This window comes from Clostridioides sp. LIBA-6822 (assembly GCF_056688955.1).
Genome location: NZ_CP196995.1, coordinates 3,478,191 through 3,499,285, shown reverse-complemented (window position 1 = coordinate 3,499,285; position 21,095 = coordinate 3,478,191). Strand labels below are relative to the sequence as shown.

The window sequence follows — 21,095 nt, the reverse complement described above, 5'->3', positions numbered from 1 at the left end:
AAAATAGTATGATGGAAATAACTCTATATTTAAAAATGTAAATAATACTACAGTAATTTGGGTATATAAAATAAGGCAAACGTGATTTTGTTTAAAAAGCAATAAGGTACATAGGTAATTATAATGTAAGGAAGGATTTAATTATGATTGATGGAAAAGAGGTAAAACAAGAAAGTGGGCAAAAAAATCTAAAAGTTAAGATAGCTATAGTAGTAGGTGTTTTAGTTGTAGCTTATATAGGAATGGCAATCTTTTTTAGAAATCATTTTTACTTTGGAACAACTATTAATGGGGTTAAAGCTTCAGGAAAAACAGTTGAGCAAGTAAATGATTTATTAACATCAAGTACTAGTTCTTATACTTTAAACTTAGAGGAAAGAAACAATAAGAAAGAGCAAATAAAAGCAAAGGATATAGATTTGAAGTTTACACCAGATGATAAAGTTCAAAAGATAAAAGATAGCCAGAGTGCATTTGGATGGATTGGTGGAATATTTAAATCTAAAGAGTATAATAATATGGTAACTCTTTCATATAATAAAGATTTACTAGAAAAAAGATTTAATTCTCTAGCTTGCTTTGATAGTAAAAAAGTTGTAGAACCTAAGAGTGCTTATCCTAAGTATGATAGTATTAAAAATGCTTATGCTATAGTTCCAGAGGTACTTGGAAACAAAGTAAAAAAAGATGATTTTTATAAGTTAGTACAAAAATCAATTAATTCTGGAGATACTTCTATTTCTTTAGAAGAAAATAAGGTATATGAAGCACCAAACAATACAAAGGATTCAGAAAAATTGAAAGAAGCTATTAAGACATTAGATAAGTATGTTGGTGTAGTTGTTACATATGATTTTAGTGACCGTAAGGAAACTTTAGATGGTGTTGAGATTAACAAATGGTTAAAGGTGGATTCAGAAAAGAATTATGAGATAAGCTTTGATAATGCTGCAATGGTTGAATATGCAAGAGGACTAAGCAAAAAATATAGTACTTTTGGAGATTCAAGACCATTTAAGACTGCAACAGGTAAAGAGATTACAATTTCAGGTGGAATTTATGGTTGGTTGATAGACAAAAATAAAGAAGCTAAAGCATTGGTTGATGTTGTAAAAGCTGGTAAAAATGTTACAAGAGAACCTATTTACATACAAAAAGCTGTATCTCGTAATAGAGATGATATTGGAAATACATATGTAGAGATTAGTCTTTCTAACCAACATATGTGGTTCTTTAAAAATGGAGAGATGCTTGTATCAACAGATGTTGTAACAGGTGATTTAGGTAGAGGATTTGCCACACCATCAGGTATATACCCTCTTAACTATAAAGCTAGAAATGTTTCATTAACTGGGCAAGGTTACAGTTCACCTGTAAGCTATTGGCTTCCATTCAATGGAAATATAGGAATTCATGATGCTACTTGGAGAGGCTCTTTTGGTGGAGGTATATATAGATCTTCAGGTTCGCATGGATGTGTAAATACACCTTTTTCTAAAGCAAAGAAGATATATGAAAATATAGAACCAGGTACACCAATTATTTTATATTAAGGAATGTACTACTATAGACATTAAGTGAAGTCATCTTAGTTTTTTTAAGATGGCTTCATTTTTATATAATGATTATCAAAAGGAGGAACATATAATGAATGAAAAGTTAATTAAAATTTTAGAAGCAGCCAGAAAAGATGAGAAATTTAAAATAGAGCTTATAAAAACAAGAGAACAACGTGATGTTATGGATTCATTTTGTAAAGTGGCTACATCTAAAGGTTACAATATAACAGTAGGTGAGCTTTTTTCTATAGGAGAAGAATATACATCAAATCTATTGAAGAGTGTAAATGGTGGAGCAGCATATCCTATTGAAGATTGGAGTGATTGGTACGAGGATTTTTTCATAATGTTGTCGAATATATAAAGTAACTGTATATGTTATCAATTTAAAATTAATATAGCTAGTTCAAATAAAAATATCAGATGTAAGTGTAAATTTTATCAATCTTAAAAAATATTAATTTCTTTCTAAGTAAATATAAAAAATTAGACTAAAAATAAGGTGACAAAAATCGATATAGCCCAATGATTTATAAAACTTAGATGAAATAATGAGAGATATTTCTAAAAATTCAAAAAAAACAATAAGTTTCAGTACTATGAGTGTTGAAAAAACAAATAAAAATATTTTATATGTAACAAATAAAATTATATGTAGAAAAAAATTAAAATAAAAATTTAAAATGTCGATAAAACGTTAATTTTAAAACAGAATAACGCTATTGACAAACTATATCGCTTTAAATTATAATTATTGAAAATAATGATATTTAAAAATCATACTCATGTCATAGTCTAAAAGTAAGTCAAAACAGGATATAAATCTAAGTAAGTACTATTCTAAAATATGTTTTATTAAGAAATAAACGTTGAAAAATATTAATTATTATATAAAAATGCTGTTTATACTTTAACAATGAGGTAGTAATCTAATTAGAATAAAAAAATCTAATTGGTTATATACATAGTAAAAAGGTAAGAGAGGTGATTTGGATGGCTTTTGAAATAATAAAAAGCATTGTTGAGGCAGAGCAGACAGCAGACAGTATCAAAGTTAAAGCTGTTACTGATGCAGAGTCTATCAGAGCTGATGCTGTAAACCAATGTGAAAGCATCTTTGCTGATGTAAAAAAGCAAGCAAAGCTTATGGAAGAAACTCTTATTGAGAAGGCAGTCACCGACAGTAAGGTGGAGGTTGATAAAATCTTAGCTGATGCTAAAAGTGAATGTCTGAAAATTGAAAAAACTGCTAAAGAAAGAAAAAGTAAGGCAATTGAAGCGGTTATTGGAAAGGTAGTGAGATAATATGGCAATAGTTAATATGAACAAAATATCTATTGTTGGCTTAGAAGCTCAAAAAAGCCAGATTTTAAAGCTACTTATGAACCGTGGGTTTGTTCAGATTGATGATAGTGCCTTTCTTACTGAGGAGGAGGAATTAAAAAATTATCTTGTAAAAGATAGTGAAGAATCAGAAGTTATAATGCTAGAACAGAAGATGTCTCATGTAAATCAAGCAATTAACATTGTTTCTTCACTAGTGAAACAAAAGAAAGCCATGTTTGCACCAAAAAGAGAGTTTAACAGAATTGATAGTGAAAAAGAAGAGCAAATTTATGCTGAAGCTTTAGAGTTAAACACTCTACATAAGGAGATAGGTACAATAAGGACTAACATAAATCTATTGAATAACAATAAAAACATGTTAGAACCATGGGTGAACTTTGACATTCCTCTTGAGAATATGGAAACTAAGTATACAAAAACTATACTTGGAACTGTACCTATAAGTGCAAATATTGATGCCTTAAGAGTAAAATTAGAAGATGAAATACCAGAAAGTGTTCTTGGAATTATTAATTCCGATAAATTAATGAACTATGTTTATTTAATTACTTTGAAAGAAACTTTTGATAATGCTTTAGAGGTTCTAAAAGAATTTAATTTTTCAGTAGTTGCATTGCCAAATGAAGAAGGTACACCATCACAAGCTATTAAGAAATATAATGAAATGATAATTAGACAGGAAAACGTTTCTAAAGATAAGACGGAAGAAATTAAAAGCCATGCAGATAGTGTACACATGCTTGAAAATCTATATGATTTTTACACTATAGAGAGAGACCAAAAAAAGATTATAGAGAGGCTTGTCAAAACAAAAACAACATTCTGTCTTAATGGTTGGCTACCAAGTAAAAGAGCAGAAGAACTAATTAAAGAAATTACAGAGAAGTTTGATTGTTGCGTTCAGACAGAGGAAGGAGATAAAGAAGAAGGCTTCCCAATTCTGCTTGAAAACAATAAAATTGTAACACCTTTTGAAAGTGTAACAAACATGTACAGCTGTCCAAGCACAAAAGATATTGACCCAAATACAATTATGACTTTCTTTTATGTTATATTCTTTGGAATGATGCTAAGTGATGCTGCGTATGGGATGATAATTGCACTAGCATGTGGATTTATTGTATACAAATCAAAAATGCAAAAAGGTGAAGGGAATTTAATTAAACTTATTGGTATTTGCGGAGTTTCAACTACTATATGGGGTCTTATATTCGGGGGTATTTTGGGGGATTTAATTCCTATAAAAGCTTTAATCAATCCTTTGGAGGATGTTATGGTACTTATGGGAATGTCATTACTGTTCGGTATTATCCATATATATGTAGGTTTGGGAATTAAAGCATATACATTAATAAGAGATGGAAAGGTAATAGATGCAATTTTTGATATAGGTTTTTGGTATTTATGTATAACAGGGGTATGTCTACTTATAATACCTTTTGTTGCAGGAGATATAGGTGTATTTTCTGAAGTAGGAAAATATTTAGCAATTATAGGTGCTATAGGTCTTGTTCTTACTCAAGGAAGAAGCTTTAAAGGTGTTCCTGTTAAGCTTTTCAAAGGATTTTCAAGTCTTTATGGTATAACAAGTTATTTTGCTGATATATTATCTTATACAAGAATTATGGCACTTTGTCTAACAACAGGAGTTATAGGGCAGGTTATCAATCTTTTAGGGGCTATAGCTGGTCCAATATTTGCAGTTGTAATTGGTGTTGTAGGACACACAATAAACCTTCTTATAAATGCACTTGGTGCATATGTTCATACAAGTAGGTTACAGTATGTAGAATTTTTCAACAAGTTTTATGAAGGCGGAGGAGTTCCTTTTGTTCCGTTTAAGTATAAAACAAAATATACAAGCATTAATAAAAAGGAGATGTAAATATGGAATTTTTAAACGCGTTAGGAAATGGTCAATTTTTGGCAATATCAGGAGCTGCTATAGCAGCATTATTTGCAGGTATGGGTTCTGCTAAGGGTACTTCAATAGCAGGTCAAGCCGCAGCAGGTGTTGTAACAGAAGACCCTAGTAAATTCGGTCAACTTCTAGTTTTACAACTTCTTCCTGGTACACAAGGTCTATATGGATTTATCATAGCTTTCCTTATTTTATCAAAAGCAGGAATTATTGGGGGAGACGCAATACCAACATCAGCTCAAGGTTTACAACTTCTTATGGCAGGACTTCCAATTGGTTTAGTTGGTTTAGTGTCAGGTATTGCACAAGGTAAGGCAGCAGCAGCAGGGGTTGGAATAGTTGCTAAAAGACCTGAAGAACTTGGTAAGGCTATAACATTTGCAGCGATAGTTGAAACATATGCGCTTTTAGGACTACTTGTTTCTTTCTTAGCTTACAATGGAATTGCAGTTGGTTAAATATAGAGTATAATTCATAAGTAAAAAAAATGAAAAGGAGGAAGCACTCCTATGGGTAATGAACAAAAAATGATTGACAGAATTATAGCTGATGCCAAGCAAGAAGCACAAGAAATATTGGATAAAGCTAAGAGTGAGGCAGATTCAAAAATAAATTCAGCTAATGAAAAAGCTGAAAAGGAAATGGCTTCCTATACAAAGCTTGCAGAGGCAGAAGCAGAAAAAGCAGCTTCTAAGGAAATATCAGGAGCTTATATGGAGGCTAAAAAACAAATATTATCAAAAAAACAAGAGATTTTAGAAGAAGTAATCTTAGAAGCTAAAAATAAACTTTTAAATCTTAAAGATAGTGAATATGAAGAGATTATATTAAATATGATTGAAAAATCAAATTGTACAGAAGATTCACAGATAGTGTTATCTAAAAAGGACAAAAAAACATTAAAAGATGTATTATCAAAAAAAGGCATTAAAGTGTCTGATGAAATCAGAGATATTACTGGAGGCTTCATAGTTAAAAAAGGTGACATTGAGTACAATTATTCATTTGAAGCCATAATTGCAGTAGAACATGAAGATATTGAACAAATTGCAGCAGAAATTTTGTTTAATTAAGGAGGGGTTAAAAAATGGCAGAAGAAAAAACTTATCCCTATGCCGTGGCACGAATAAGAGTGCTTGAAAAACAGCTTCTTAACAGACAAATGTTTATTCAAATGGCAGAAGCCAAAAGCCCTGAAGACTCTTTAAGAATTATAGCTGAAGCAGGTTATGTGGATACAGCAAATAATAATATCCATAATTTTGAGAATATTTTGACTCAAGAATTATCAAAGACATATGAAATTCTTAAAGGTCTAGCTCCTGAAGAAAAATTTGTTGATGTATTTCTTTATAAAAATGACTATCACAACTTAAAAGTGCTGATTAAAGAAGAAATTTCTGGTGTAGATGGTGAAAAATATTTGATTGATGGAGGTACAATTCCTCTTGTTAAGCTTAGAGAATCTTTAGCAAATCGTAGTTTTAGTGATTTACCTAAGATAATGGAAGCCGCCATAGTAGAGGCATTTGATGTTTATAGTAAGACACAAAATGGTCAAATGGTTGATATTGCTTTAGATAAAGCGACTTTTTCTAGTATGAGAGAGACTGCTAAAGAAAGTCAAAACAAATTTGTAATAGATTATGTTATGAAAGTTTGTGATTTAACAAATCTAAAAAGTTTTATAAGAGTTAAAAATATGAATAAAGATTTTCAGATGTTTATGAATGTGTTTGTTTCAGGGGGGTCACTTGATAAGGAAAAATTCTTAGAAGCTTTTTCTTCAGACACTCCAGCATCATGTTTTAAATCTACTTCTTACTCTGATGTCTGTAAAAAAGGTATGGGTAGTGGATTCACTGTCTTTGAAAAACTTTGTGATGACTATCTTATGGAATATGTTAGAGAAGCAAAATTTAAACCTCTTACATTAGAACCATTAATTGCTTATTTATATGCTAAAGAATCAGAGATAAAAACAATAAGAATTATTTTGACTAGTAAGCTTAATAATATAGACGCAGATACTATAAAAGAAAGGCTAAGGGATGCTTATGTATAAGGTAGGAGTAGTTGGAGATAAAGATAGCATCATGGGATTTTTAGCTCTTGGAATAGATATCTTCCCAGCCTATGATAGTGACGAAATTAAAAAAAGTATACATAAGTTGGTTGAAGATGAGTATGCGATAATTTATATTACAGAACAGGCATCATTGCTTGCAAAAGAATCAATAGCAAAATACAAAGACTACCAACTTCCTGCTATTATAGTTATTCCAGGTATTGGAGGAAGTATGGGATTAGGTATGAATGAAGTAAGAGAATCTAGTAAACGTGCTATAGGTGCAGATATATTATTTAAAGAATAAATGGAAGTTGAATAAAAGACAATCTCAAATTTTATTAGTGCTAAAGGTATGTATTGATAAAATATAGGAGGGAGTATTTAAATTTTGATAAAGTATATGATTGCAGGTGAGAGAATATGAAAACAGGCACAATTGTAAAGGTGTCAGGACCGCTTGTTGTAGCGGAGGGCATGAGAGATGCGAATATGTTTGACGTCGTAAGAGTTTCAGATAAACATCTTATAGGCGAGATTATAGAAATGCATGGAGATAAAGCTTCTATACAGGTTTATGAGGAAACTTCTGGTCTAGGGCCAGGGGAAGAAGTAGTTTCTCTTGGAATGCCTATGAGTGTTGAGCTTGGGCCAGGTCTTATTTCAACTATTTATGATGGTATTCAACGTCCACTTGAAAAAATGTATGATATTTCAGGTACTAATATAACTAAAGGTGTTGAAGTATCTTCACTTGATAGAGCAGTTAAGTGGGAATTTAAACCTAAAAAAGCTGTTGGCGATAAAGTTGTATCTGGAGATATAATAGGTGGAGTTCAAGAAACAGCTGTAGTGGAATGTAAAATTATGGTTCCTTATGGAGTTAAAGGTACTATAAAAGAAATATATTCTGGAGAATTTACTGTTGAAGATACAGTTTGTGTTATTACAGATGAAAAAGGTAATGACATACCTGTGACTATGATGCAAAAATGGCCAGTTAGAAAAGAAAGACCATATAGAGAAAAGAAAACACCAGATTCACTTCTTGTTACAGGGCAAAGAGTTATAGATACATTTTTCCCAATTACAAAAGGTGGGGTAGCAGCTATACCAGGACCTTTTGGAAGTGGAAAAACTGTTACACAGCATCAGCTTGCTAAATGGGCAGATGCAGATATAGTTGTATATATAGGATGTGGCGAGCGTGGAAATGAAATGACGGATGTTCTTCTTGAATTTCCTGAATTAAAAGACCCAAGAACAGGTGAGTCACTTATGCAAAGAACTGTGCTTATAGCCAATACATCAGATATGCCAGTTGCTGCACGTGAGGCTTCTATATATACTGGTATTACAATAGCTGAATATTTTAGAGATATGGGATATAGTGTTGCACTTATGGCAGACTCTACATCAAGATGGGCCGAGGCTCTTAGAGAGATGAGTGGTCGTCTAGAGGAGATGCCTGGTGAAGAAGGTTATCCTGCATACCTAGGTTCACGTCTTGCTCAGTTCTATGAGAGAGCTGGAAAGGTAAATTGTCTAGGTATGGATGACAGAGAAGGAACACTTACAGCGATTGGAGCAGTTTCTCCTCCTGGTGGTGATACATCAGAACCTGTCAGCCAAGCAACACTTCGTATAGTAAAAGTATTCTGGGGGCTTGATGCTTCTTTAGCATATAAGCGTCATTTCCCAGCAATCAACTGGTTAACAAGTTATTCACTCTATCAGGAAAAAGTTGATGTATGGGCAGATAAAAATGTAAATGATAATTTCTCAGCTCAAAGAGCTCAAGCTATGAAACTTTTACAAGTTGAATCTGAACTTCAAGAAATAGTTCAATTGGTTGGAGTTGATTCACTTTCAGATGGAGATAGATTGATATTAGAAGTTACTCGTTCTATAAGAGAGGACTTCCTTCATCAAAACTCTTTCCATGAAGTGGATACTTACACATCACTTCATAAGCAATATAGAATGATGGGACTTATACTAAAATTCTATAAGTCAGCACAAGATGCCATCAAGCAAAATGTTACTATAAATGATATTATCAAGCTTTCAGTTCTTGAAAAGATTGGTCGTGCTAAGTATGTAGAAGAAGACAATATAGATGCTACTTACGATTCAATTGAAGATGAAATAGACAATGAGCTTGCAGACCTTATTAAAAAGAGGGGGGCTGAAGAACTATGATAAAGGAATATAAGTCAATACAAGAGGTAGCCGGTCCTCTTATGTTAATAAACGGTGTAGAAGGTGTAAAATTTGATGAACTTGGAGAAATTGAGCTTTCAAATGGAGAGATTCGCCGTTGTAAAGTTCTAGAGGTAAATGAGGATACTGCACTTGTTCAGCTTTTTGAAAGTTCAACAGGTATAAACCTTGCTGAAAGTAAAGTTCGTTTTTTAGGAAAGAGTCTTGACTTTGGAGTTTCACCAGATATATTAGGTCGTGTTTTTAGTGGAATGGGTAAACCTATTGATGGAGGCCCAGAAATTATACCAGATAAAAGACTTGATATAAATGGAGCTCCAATAAATCCAGCGGCACGTGACTATCCGGCTGAATTTATACAGACTGGTGTTTCTGCTATAGATGGGCTTAATACACTAGTTAGAGGTCAAAAACTTCCTATATTCTCAGGTTCTGGTTTGCCACATGCTAATCTTGCAGTTCAAATTGCAAGACAGGCAAAAGTACGTGGGACTGACTCTAAGTTCGCCGTTGTGTTTGCCGCAGTTGGTATAACCTTTGAAGATGCAGATTTCTTTATAAGTGACTTTAAAGCAACTGGTGCAATTGACCGTTCTGTAGTATTTGTAAATCTTGCAAATGACCCAGCTGTAGAGCGTGTATCTACACCTAGAATGGCACTTACAGCAGCGGAATACCTTGCTTTTGAGCAAGACATGCATGTACTCGTTATAATAACAGATATTACAAACTATGCAGAGGCATTACGTGAAGTTTCAGCAGCTAAAAAAGAGGTTCCAGGACGTCGTGGATATCCAGGTTATCTTTATACTGACCTTGCTACAATGTATGAAAGAGCAGGAAAAATGAAAGGGCATGAGGGCTCTATAACTATGATTCCAATACTTACAATGCCTGAGGATGATAAAACACATCCAATTCCTGACCTTACAGGATATATTACAGAAGGACAGATTATACTTAATCGTGAACTTTATAAAAAAGATATACAGCCTCCTATAGATGTTTTACCATCACTTTCTCGTCTAAAAGATAAAGGGATTGGTAAGGGTAAGACTCGTGAGGACCATGCAGATACAATGAACCAGCTTTTTGCAGCTTATTCAAGAGGTAAAGATGCAAAAGAACTTATGGCAATACTTGGTGAATCTGCACTTTCTGAGATTGATTTAATGTATGCAAAGTTTGCAGATGAATTTGAAAAAGAATATGTTTCACAAGGATTTAGAACTGATAGAACTATTGAGCAGACATTAGAAATTGGATGGAAGCTTCTTAGTATGTTACCAAAAAGTGAACTTAAACGTATTCGCGATGAATATTTTGAAAAATATATGCCTAAGGAGTGATATCTGTGGCTAGATTAAATATAAATCCAACACGTATGGAAATGACTAGACTTAAGAAACTCCTTAAAACTGCTACAAGAGGTCATAAGCTTCTTAAAGATAAACTTGATGAACTTATGAAACAATTTCTTGAGATTGTAAGAGAAAATAAGCGATTACGTGAAGAAGCAGAAAATGCTCTCGATGGTGCTTATAAGAATTTTATAATTGCAAGAGCAGTTATGAGTCAGGAGTATCTAGGTTCAGCGCTTATGATGCCAAAGCAATCTGTTTCCGTAGATGTATCTACGAAAAATATAATGAGTGTTGACGTTCCTGTGTTTGACTTTAAAACTGAAAACAATCAAAGTGATATTTATCCTTATGGTCTTGCTTTTACATCAGGTGAATTGGATTCTGCTATGGAAGCATTTTCAGCTGCTATGGAACCACTTTTAAGACTTGCAGAAAGTGAAAAAAGTGCACAGCTTCTTGCACAAGAGATAGAAAAGACACGTAGACGTGTTAATGCTCTTGAAAATGTAATGATACCAAATTACATTGAGACTATTAAGTATATTGCTATGAAGCTTGAAGAAAATGAGAGAGCAAGTACTACTAGACTTATGAAGGTTAAGGATATGGTGCTTAAAAAAGCACTTGAAGAAAAGAAAAAAAATAATTTGGTTGTGTAATTAAATATTTATAGAAATAAGTCTAACATTCTAATTTATAGAAGTTAGGCTTATTTTTTATGTTTAAATTAAAAATATGGATACTGTAAAAAAGATAGATTGTTTAAAAACATACTATATTTAATTAAAAATAATATATTTAACAAAAATTTCTAAAAATTAACGAACTGTTAATTTACACTTAACTTTATATTAACAAATTAGGTGTATTATATAAATATAAGCAAAAACAACAAAAAACAATTAAAAAAAGAAAAAAGCAGATAAAGGGGGACGATATGAAAGAATTTATATTTACTTGTCTGTGTATTGTAGTAATTACATTTATGACAAGTTGCATATCAACAACACCACAAACTACTCAAGGAAAAGGAAATAATAAACTTACAATATATGCAGCATTAGAGGAAGAACAAATAGCTTACTATATGGAAGGTTTTAGAGAAGAGTATCCCAATATAGATGTAGAGATAGTTATGGATTCTCATGGGGTAATAGCTTCAAAATTATTAGCAGAAAAAGATAATCCACAGGCTGATGTTATATGGGGGTTATCAGCAATGAACATGATAGAATTAAAAGAAGATGGGGCACTTGAAGCATATAAGCCTAAAAATTATGACAAGGTTGATAAAAAATTTAAAGATACTGAAGAAGATGTATCTTGGGTAGGAATGAGTGTACCAGAAACTGCAATAGTAGTTAATTATAAAGAGCTTGAGAAATTAGGTATTGATATTCCAAAAAGCTATAAAGATTTGATAAAACCAGAATACAAAGGACTCATAACAATGCCAAATCCAGCATCATCTGGAACAGGATATCTTACAGTATCAGGACTTATTCAAATGATGGGCGAAAAAGATGCTTACGATTATATGGATAAATTACATAAAAATATAGCTACATATACACATTCAGGTTCAAAGCCTGCCAAACTAGCTGGTTCTGGAGAATATCCAATAGGTATTACACTTGGATATAGAGCTACACAACAATTATCTAGCGGTGAACCTATAGAAGTAGTATTTCCAAAAGAAGGTTCAGGTTGGGATTTAGAGGCAAATGCTTTAGTTAAAAAAGATAATATAAAAAAAGAAGCAAAGTTATTTTTAGACTGGGCAATGAGCGATTCAGCTATGGATAGATATGCACACGAAGTAGCAGTTACTTCTATAAAGACAGATAATCCAGTTCCAAAAGGTTATTCTAAACAACCATTTGAACAGCTAATAAAGGAAGTAGATTTAAACTCTGCTGCAAAAAATAGAAGTACAATATTGAAAACTTGGGAATCAAAGTATGGTTCAAAATCTGAAAGCAAGTAAAATTTAATTTTATAATCTAGAAGATGCAATGTTATAAGAAAAAAATTTAAAATAAAAATATAAGTATATAAGGGGAGATAAGATATGAGTTACTTAAAAATAAATAATGTGTTTAAAAATTATGACCAAAAAAGGGTTTTAAATAATATTAGTTTAGATATTGAAGAAGGTGAATTTCTATGTTTACTTGGACCTAGTGGATGCGGTAAAACTACATTACTTAGAATAATAGCAGGTCTTGAAGAAGTAAATAGTGGAGCTATAATTCTTCAAGATAAAGATATTACAAATTTAGAACCATCAAAGAGAGGTTTTGGAATAGTATTTCAATCATATGCTTTGTTTCCAAATATGACTGCATATAACAATATAGCTTTTCCACTTAAAGAAAGAAAAGTTTCAAAAGAAAAAATAGATAGTAAAGTTAAGGAAGTTCTTGAAATAGTTGGATTAACTCATGAAGCTCATAAATATCCTAAAGCATTATCAGGAGGGCAACAACAGAGAATTGCAATAGCAAGAGCATTAGCACTTGAACCAAAATTTTTACTTTTAGATGAGCCAATGTCTGCATTAGATGCAAAGGTTAGACACAAGCTTAGAATGGATATTAAAAGATTACAAAAAGAACTTAATATAACTACAATAATGGTAACACATGACCAAGAAGAGGCTATAACAATGGCAGATAAAATCGCCATTTTAAATGGAGGAGATATAATGCAGATAGGAACTCCAGAAGAAATATATCAAAATCCTCAAAATTTATTTACAGCTCAATTTATAGGAGATACAAACTGCTTTGATAATGGAGATTCTATATTAACTGTAAGACCAGAATATGTTCAAATAGAGAAATCAACAAAAGAAAATTATCAAGGAATAATATCTAATATAGAGTTTAGAGGAAATCTACTAAGAGTGGAAATAAAAGATAAATTAAATGAAAATTTCATAATAAGTGATGTTTCTATAAAAGAATGGGTTAATTTAAATTTAGTAGAAGGTGACCTTGTAAAAATAAGTATAGATGAAAAATACTATTTAAAGTATCCAAAAGTTAAAGGAGCATAAATGTATGAATAATAATGCTATAAGTTCTAAAAGTATAAATCTTAAATCAAAAATGAATTTAGATATAAAAAAGTGTATGCTCACAGTATTGGTCATGTCTTTAGTAATCTTTTTATTGGCACCTATAATATATCTATTTATGCAGGCATTTTTAGATAAAGATGGAGTCTTTGTTGGATTACAAAACTTCCGAGAATACTTAGCTTCTGAAGCTCTGTTGAATTCACTGAAAAATACAGTATTTGTATCTATTATATCAACTGTAATATCGTTAACACTTGCATTGGTATATGCGTATGCACTAACGAGGACAAAGATTAAATTTAAAGGATTTTTTAAGTCTTTAGCGATGTTTCCTATGTTTGCTCCAACAATGATGCATGCAATAGGTTTAGTATATTTGTTTGGAAATCAGGGGTTAGTCACTAATTTACTTGGAATACATGTTCCAATATATGGAGCAATGGGAATAATATTAGCACAAATTATATATGTATTTCCTCAATCATTTCAAATACTCTATATATCATTAAGTTCAACAGATTACAGATTGTATGAAGCTAGTAACACTATGGGTATAAGTAAGATAAGAGAATTTATTAGCATAACAATTCCCAGTATAAAATACTCTTTAATAAGCTCTGCATTTGTGTCATTTACATTATGCTTTACAGATTTTGGAGCTCCAAAAGTAATTGGAGGGGAGTTTAATGTATTATCAATAGATGTGTATAAGCAAATTATAGGACAACAAAATATGCCAATGGGTGCTACTGTATCAATATTACTTTTAATACCAGCAATAATATCATTTATAGTAACTAAAAAAATTGAAAAAAATCAAAATTCATATATAAACTCAAAGTCAATTCCATATAAAGTTAAATCTAATAAGTTAAGAGATGGTATCTTAGGAGGAATTTTAGGATTTATTGCATTTGGTATAATAGCTGTAATGTTAACTGTAATCTTATCATCATTAATTTCAGTTTGGCCATATGATTTAAGACTTACACTGGAACACTTTTCTATGAAGAATAGTATTGATGGAATTAAACCATTTATAAATTCAATAAAAATGTCGCTATTAACAGCTATTCTTGGCACAAGCTTTGTTTTCTTATTTGCATATCTAAATGAAAAAACAGAAAAAGCTCCATATTTAAAATCATTTGGATATTTTTTAAGTACATTACCTATGGCATTACCAGGGTTGGTTTTAGGTATAGCTTATGTATTATTTTTTAATAAGTTAGAGTTTAATTTTATGGATACAATATACATTAAGAATTTATTCAATGGATTATATGGGACATTACTCATAATGGTTATATGTAATATAGTACATTTCTTTTCAGTAGCATTTATAACTGCCACTACAGCCATTAAGAAAGTAGATAAGGAATTAGATATGGTAGCTAAGTCAATGGGAATAAACAGTGTATCAATTCTTAAGAATGTAACTATACCACTTTGTTTACCAGCAGTTTTAGAAAACTTTATGTATTTTTTCTTAAACTCTATGGTGACAATATCAGCTTTAGTATTTATATACACTGCTAGCTCAAAAGTAGCTGCGATATCAATTGTACAATTGGATGATAAAGGTAGCACTGCACAGGCTGCAGCATTAGCAGTATTAATACTAATTACAAATATATTAGTGAAAGTAATACATGAATTTATAAAAAATCGTTTAGAAAAAAGAAATAATCTCAATTAAATAAATTATTAAAAAAACACAAATTTAAAAAGGGGCTATCTCAAAATAGAGATAAGCTTCTTTTTCATTGTTGAAATGATGAAAATATATTTGATTTTATACAAAAAAGAGCGCCTCATGAACTAAAAAGTTCATTTTGAAACACTCTCTTTTTAAACTTAAAATCAATCACGCTCTTTCAATTTTCTTTTATTATCGTACATTTGAGAATCTGCACGGTGATATGTATCAAACAAAGACACATCTAATTTTTCATCAAATATAGCATATCCAATAGACATTGATAATTTCAATTCGTTAGTCGAGTTTTCTTCAATTATTTTTAAATTGATATTATTTATAATACTATCTATCTCTTCAGAAGATAAATTTTTTAGAATAATTAGATATTCATCTCCACCAACACGATAAACTACATGTTTTGTATCTATAACATCTCGTATAATTTTACTTGCATGCTTAATGTATAAATCTCCTGTTTGATGACCAAATTTATCATTAATTTTTTTTAAGCCATCTAAATCTATTGATATGATAGATATTAGATTCTTTAGGTTTGAATTGTTTAGATTATTCATATCTATTTCAAAAGCATTTCTATTTTTTAAACCTGTTAAGTAATCTGTATTGGCAAAATCAGTATATGTAGGATTAGATATACGCTTAAATAGAACTACTGCAACCAATGCTGATATTAGACAAGTCAATAATGCTATAATTGGTGTAACTATACTTATGAATTTAAATGTATTATATTGATGATTTGCTTCAAATTCAATTCCTATTACCCCAACAACTTTACCAGCGTTATTGTGAATAGGAAAGTATGATATGAATATATATCCCCAAGATGTTGCTTTAATTTTTTTAGGTAGCAATATATTATTATCTAGTGCTTTGTTAAGATCACTCCAAATCTCTTTTTCTATCAAATCACCAGCATTTCTAAAATCACTTCTAGATGAATCCAAGCCATCAACAACATATACTAATGAGTCATCTTTTGTTTTTTTAGCAGTATATAGATACATAACTCCTGTAGTATTTTTTACAGATTCCAATAAGGTTTTAGAACTTTTATAAGAGTCTTTTGATTGGTCTTCTTTAGAATTAATTTCAGTAAACGTATCTTTATCAATATTTTTTTCTACATAATTATAGATACGTCTCGACCTTTCACTTAGAGTATGTATCATATCATGATAAGTCAATACATAATTAAAAAAATATACACATGAAGAAGATATTATTACAATAATTGCAGTAAGTATTGAAACTTGCATATCAACTCTATTAAATTTTTTATTTGTTTTCATAGCTTAAATTTTTTGTGAAAAGAGTCTCCCACAATCTCCCATAATTAATATATATAAATTTTACTATAATATATCTATATATTACCAAACTTATATAAAAATTACAATGAATAAACAAGCTTAAAATGTTCAAATATAGGGATTCTTAGAATTATAATATACTCTATAAATAGTATTTAAAATGTGTTGATAGTAATTATATTATAATTGTTTTATTTGTTAATATTTGCTATTATATTGCATACTATATCAATTCTTTTAAATGGCGTTATAATATAATAACCATCTACATAAGGTTCAATTTCTTTTGCTATTTGAGTAGATATATTAATAGCAAGTTCAGTAGACTCTTCTTTTGACGTATTCTTGTACATATCTATAATATTTTGAGAAACAGTAATTCCAGAAATCTCATTATTCATAAAACAAGCATTTCTATAGCTTACAACAGGTATTATTCCTCCCAATATCTTTACAGGAAGTATTTCTTTAGCTTTTTTTAAGTTTAATAAAGCTTGTTCTGTTAAAACTGGTTGGGTTAAAAACATAGTAACTCCATTTTCTATTTTAATCTTAGCATGTTTAAGTTGAGAATCGAAATTTACTGCATTTATATTTAATGCTCCAAATATATTAAAAGGTGTATTAAATGTATTTTCATTCAATGTTTTTATGTAATTGGCTAATATGGAAGAGTTAAAACTAAACATAGCTTTTATTTCATCTCTTTCAGCAGATGGGATAGGGTCTCCAGTTACTACCAGTACATTGTCTATATTTTCGATATTCAATCCTAAAAGTAGAGCTTTAGTGGCATTAATATTTCTATCTCTACATGTCATATGAGGTATAGGAGTAATATCTAATTCTCTCTTTATTTTACAGGCTAATAGACTACTATCAACTCTTGCCCTAGCTATTGGGCAATCAGCAATTGTAATTGCATCAACCCCATAGTCTTTTAATTTTTTAGCACTATTCATAAAAAATTCAATATCTGTATCAACTGGAGGGTCTAATTCAACTGCTATAATTTTTTTGCCTATTTCAAGCTTTTCCAAGAGTTTATTTTTTGATATTGGTTTAACTTTTTCCCTTGGAGAAAGAACTTTTTCTATAGTATTTTCATATATGTATGAAGAATTTATTATATCAACAGTCTTTTTAATAAATTCTGGTGTTGTACCACAGCATCCACCTAATATACGTACTCCTTGATTTAGTATTTCCAACATTTGTTCTGAAAAATAGTCTGAATTATCTTCAAAAAAAGTACGGTTATTGATGATAGTAGGATAGCCAGCGTTAGGCATAATAGAAACTATACTGTCATTAATAGCAATTGTCTTTATAAAGTGTAATAAATGATGTGGTCCAGAGATACAATTAAATCCCAATGCATCTATGTCTTTATTTTTTGAAATAGATTCAAATATTTTAATACCACTTTTTCCAAGTCTAGTAAATCCCTCAGGATTAACTGCAAATTCTGTTAATATAAATGAATTTGGTCGTTTTTTCTTTATATAACTTGAGATTTCTGGTAGATATTCGTCACTACTAAATGTTTCAAATATGAAATTTGTTGCACCAATCTCTAAAAATATATCCACTATTTTTTTATAGTCAGATAGTAAGTCTCTATCATTTAAAGCAGGTATTGGGCCTATGTCAGCAAATACAAATACGTCTGTATTTTTTGTAGCTTCTAATGCAATTTCATATCCACTTTGGATAATATCTTTGATAGTTTTAAAGTCACATTCTAATAGGATTTCATTGGCAGCAAAGGTATTTGTTTTAATGGCCTTACACCCAGCTCTTATATATTCTCTATGAATAGATAAAATTGTAGATGCGTCATTTATATTAGCCATTTCACAGTTGAAATCGTTATTCTTTAGTTTAGAATAGTATGTTCCCATAGCACCATCAAAAACTAAAATAGAGTCTTTTATATATTCATTTATGTTCATTGATTCACCTCATAAGAATTTAAAATATTTTAAATATTAGTATATCAACCTCAAAAAAACTTGTCAATGTTTGGAAAATATAGTATAAATTATTCTAATTAAGTACAAGTTTATTATTTATTTAGCTATATATACTTAATTGATGTTAAGATAAGAATTATAATAGGAATTGAGGAAATAATTATATTTATACTTATGAGTATATAGATACTTTATTTATTATAGAGCGTTTAATTAAATAAATTAATAAATCTAGCTGTATAAACAAGTAAATTTAAAAATTTATAATATAGAAGAGGTGGGAAATGAAAGATAGACTTGATTTAACAGAAGGAAGAATTACAGAAAAATTACTTAAACTATCACTTCCAATAATGGGGACCTCATTTATACAAATGGGATACAATATGATAGATATGATATGGGTCGGTAAAGCTGGAAGTAGAGCAGTAGCTGCAGTTGGAACGGCTGGTTTTTTCCCATGGCTTGCAATGGCATTTATTATGATTTCAAAAGTGGGTGGAGAGGTAAAAGTAGCACAAAGTATAGGAGAAAATAATATAAGCACTACCAAATCATATATAAAATCAGCAATAGAAATAAATATTATGTTAGCAATAATATATACAATATCTTTAATAGTATTCAATAAACAGCTGATAGGTTTTTTTAAGTTGGGAGATTTAGAAGTTATAACTATGTCTAGACAATATTTGATAATAGTAGCTTTAGGCATGATATTTTATTTCATAAATCCAGTTTTTACTGCAATTTTTAATGGACTTGGAAATAGTAAGACTCCTTTTTGCATTAATACGGTAGGATTAATAACTAATATTATACTTGACCCTATATTAATTTTTGGATGGGGACCTGCTCCAAGGCTTGGAGTAGCAGGAGCTGCTATTGCAACTGTGTTTGCACAGATAGTAGTTACTACATGTTTTTTATGTATAGTAATTAAGAGCAAAGAAGAATATTTTAAAATAAAAATATTTAGAAAAATAGAACTTAGATACTATAAAGTGTTATACAAGTTAGGTTTTCCTGTAGCTATACAGAATGGTATGTTTACAGTATTTTCAATGTTACTAGGAGTAATAGTAGCATCATGGGGTCCTGTAGCAGTTGCAGTTCAAAAAGTAGGTTCACAGATAGAAGCAATATCATGGATGACTGCTGAAGGATTAGCAGTTGCATTAGGTAGTTTTGTTGGACAAAATTATGGTGCTAAAAAGTATTCTAGGATAAATAAAGGTTGTAAAATAGCTATAATTGCATCTTCTATACTTGGGATAATAACCACTTTAGTACTAGTATTTGCAGGAGAAAGTATATTTTCTGTTTTTATAGATGAAAGTGAGGCTATAGAAAAAGGAGCAACTTATCTTAAAATATTAGGCTATTCTCAGTTTTTTATGTGTTTAGAAATAATAACAACAGGAGCTTTTAAAGGATTAGGGCGAACTTATATACCTTCTACTATAGTTACTATATTGACTGGCGCAAGAGTACCATTAGCTTATTTTATATCTAGACCAGAAATATTAGGATTAAACGGTGTATGGTGGAGTATAACCTTATCGAGTATCTTAAAAGGAATATTGATGATAAGTTTATTTATATATTTACTGAAAGTTGGAAAGTTGTATAAGATGTCCAAATAAAATTTAATTTATCCTAAATGTATAGACATTTTCTTTATTTGTATATAAAATTATCTTATTATATAAAAGCTTTAATTGATGAGGAGTGAATTAAATGAAAGAGCCAATTTATAAAGTTATAGAAAATCATGTTAGAGAATTGATAAATTCAGATAGTTTAAAGGAAGGGGATTTAATCCCTTCTGAAAAACAGTTGAGTGAAGAGTTTAATGTAACTAGAATGACTGTAAGGTCTGCATTAAACAATCTAGTGAAAGAAGGGTATATAACAAGACAAAGAGGTGTAGGAAGTATAGTTCTTGCAAATAATATATATGATAATATATCATCTGTGAGTGGTTTTACTAAAGAGATGGAAAGTAAGGGATATAAAGTGTCTAATATATTGGTATCTCTTGAAATAGTTCAGGCAGATGAAGAGTTATCAAGTAGGTTAAATATAAGTCTGGAAGAAAACGTATGGGAAATAAAAAGAGTAAGATTAGCAAATGATACAAGAGTTTCATATATGATTACTTATATGCCAGTTAAGTTATTTCCAAATTTAAATAAGATGCACTGTGAAAATTCTCTTTATAATTTTGTTGAAGAAGTGTGTGGATATAAGATAGCTATGTCAGAGAGAGAAGTACAAGCTGTAATATCAAATGAAGAGTGCATGGTAAATTTGAAGCTGGAAGGACCAGAGCCACTTTTGTATATAAATCAAATCTGTAAGTTACAAAATAGTGAGGTTTTTGAATACTCACACACATATCATCATGGATACACTTTAACTTTGAGTGCTGTTGTCGAATAAAATTTAAATAAAATGAAAAAGTTTTCTTGAAATGTATATACATTTGATATATAATAATATCAAGAATTAAA

The 21,095-nt window shown here is 30.3% G+C and carries 18 protein-coding genes; 16 read left to right on the top strand and 2 right to left on the bottom strand.

Going from position 1 to position 21,095, the window contains the following annotated elements:
• Positions 1-143: 143 nt before the first annotated feature.
• The 14 genes from ACTG48_RS16640 to ACTG48_RS16575 all read left to right on the top strand — a co-directional run bounded on the left by ACTG48_RS16640 (position 144) and on the right by ACTG48_RS16575 (position 15,266).
• Positions 144-1,553, top strand: coding sequence for a L,D-transpeptidase family protein (locus ACTG48_RS16640; RefSeq protein WP_479917437.1), 1,410 nt, complete (start codon positions 144-146; stop codon positions 1,551-1,553).
• A 94-nt stretch (positions 1,554-1,647) separates the two neighbouring features.
• Positions 1,648-1,923, top strand: coding sequence for a hypothetical protein (locus ACTG48_RS16635; protein ID WP_021385846.1), 276 nt, complete (start codon positions 1,648-1,650; stop codon positions 1,921-1,923).
• A gap of 629 nt (positions 1,924-2,552) precedes the next feature.
• Positions 2,553-2,864, top strand: coding sequence for a hypothetical protein (locus tag ACTG48_RS16630; protein ID WP_021385841.1), 312 nt, complete (start codon positions 2,553-2,555; stop codon positions 2,862-2,864).
• Between the two features lies 1 nt (position 2,865).
• Entirely contained in the window at positions 2,866-4,791 is a 1,926-nt protein-coding gene (locus ACTG48_RS16625; RefSeq protein ID WP_479917436.1) for a V-type ATP synthase subunit I, read from the top strand.
• Positions 4,792-4,793: 2 nt separating this feature from the next.
• Positions 4,794-5,285, top strand: coding sequence for a V-type ATP synthase subunit K (locus tag ACTG48_RS16620; protein ID WP_021385913.1), 492 nt, complete (start codon positions 4,794-4,796; stop codon positions 5,283-5,285).
• Positions 5,286-5,336: 51 nt separating this feature from the next.
• A complete protein-coding gene (locus ACTG48_RS16615) occupies positions 5,337-5,900 on the top strand; it encodes a V-type ATP synthase subunit E (protein ID WP_021385844.1) in 564 nt (187 codons plus the stop codon).
• Between the two features lie 14 nt (positions 5,901-5,914).
• Positions 5,915-6,892: a V-type ATP synthase subunit C gene (locus tag ACTG48_RS16610; protein ID WP_479917435.1), complete on the top strand. Its 978-nt coding sequence runs from the start codon at positions 5,915-5,917 to the stop codon at positions 6,890-6,892.
• Positions 6,885-7,202 (top strand): V-type ATP synthase subunit F, encoded by a 318-nt coding sequence (locus tag ACTG48_RS16605; protein ID WP_009893746.1) that lies wholly within the window; start codon positions 6,885-6,887, stop codon positions 7,200-7,202. The genes ACTG48_RS16610 and ACTG48_RS16605 overlap by 8 nt, the downstream gene beginning before the upstream one ends.
• Positions 7,203-7,318: 116 nt before the next feature.
• Positions 7,319-9,097: a V-type ATP synthase subunit A gene (locus ACTG48_RS16600; RefSeq protein ID WP_021385858.1), complete on the top strand. Its 1,779-nt coding sequence runs from the start codon at positions 7,319-7,321 to the stop codon at positions 9,095-9,097.
• The gene (locus ACTG48_RS16595) at positions 9,094-10,467 is read left to right on the top strand and encodes a V-type ATP synthase subunit B (RefSeq protein WP_021385896.1); all 1,374 of its coding nucleotides are present in this window, start codon (positions 9,094-9,096) and stop codon (positions 10,465-10,467) included. Before ACTG48_RS16600 ends, ACTG48_RS16595 begins: the two co-directional genes overlap by 4 nt.
• Before the next feature lie 5 nt (positions 10,468-10,472).
• The gene (locus tag ACTG48_RS16590) at positions 10,473-11,141 is read left to right on the top strand and encodes a V-type ATP synthase subunit D (protein WP_021385831.1); all 669 of its coding nucleotides are present in this window, start codon (positions 10,473-10,475) and stop codon (positions 11,139-11,141) included.
• Positions 11,142-11,419: 278 nt separating this feature from the next.
• On the top strand, positions 11,420-12,469 hold the full coding sequence (locus ACTG48_RS16585) for a putative 2-aminoethylphosphonate ABC transporter substrate-binding protein (protein WP_021385922.1): 1,050 nt from the start codon (positions 11,420-11,422) through the stop codon (positions 12,467-12,469).
• 84 nt (positions 12,470-12,553) lie between these two features.
• Complete coding sequence (locus tag ACTG48_RS16580) at positions 12,554-13,543, top strand: ABC transporter ATP-binding protein (protein ID WP_021385874.1); 990 nt, start codon at positions 12,554-12,556, stop codon at positions 13,541-13,543.
• Positions 13,544-13,547: 4 nt separating this feature from the next.
• Positions 13,548-15,266, top strand: a complete 1,719-nt coding sequence (locus ACTG48_RS16575) for a putative 2-aminoethylphosphonate ABC transporter permease subunit (protein ID WP_021385827.1) — start codon at positions 13,548-13,550, stop codon at positions 15,264-15,266.
• A 164-nt stretch (positions 15,267-15,430) separates the two neighbouring features.
• Here ACTG48_RS16575 and ACTG48_RS16570 read toward each other — a convergent pair whose 3' ends face one another.
• Both ACTG48_RS16570 and ACTG48_RS16565 read right to left on the bottom strand, forming a co-directional pair.
• Entirely contained in the window at positions 15,431-16,582 is a 1,152-nt protein-coding gene (locus ACTG48_RS16570; RefSeq protein ID WP_021385822.1) for a GGDEF domain-containing protein, read from the bottom strand.
• 212 nt (positions 16,583-16,794) lie between these two features.
• On the bottom strand, positions 16,795-18,558 hold the full coding sequence (locus ACTG48_RS16565; RefSeq protein ID WP_479917434.1) for a bifunctional homocysteine S-methyltransferase/methylenetetrahydrofolate reductase: 1,764 nt from the start codon (positions 18,556-18,558) through the stop codon (positions 16,795-16,797).
• A 305-nt stretch (positions 18,559-18,863) separates the two neighbouring features.
• Here ACTG48_RS16565 and ACTG48_RS16560 point away from each other — a divergent pair, with 305 nt between their 5' ends.
• Positions 18,864-20,225, top strand: coding sequence for an MATE family efflux transporter (locus ACTG48_RS16560; RefSeq protein WP_021385898.1), 1,362 nt, complete (start codon positions 18,864-18,866; stop codon positions 20,223-20,225).
• A 94-nt stretch (positions 20,226-20,319) separates the two neighbouring features.
• On the top strand, positions 20,320-21,024 hold the full coding sequence (locus ACTG48_RS16555; protein ID WP_021385834.1) for a GntR family transcriptional regulator: 705 nt from the start codon (positions 20,320-20,322) through the stop codon (positions 21,022-21,024).
• Positions 21,025-21,095: the final 71 nt, after the last annotated feature.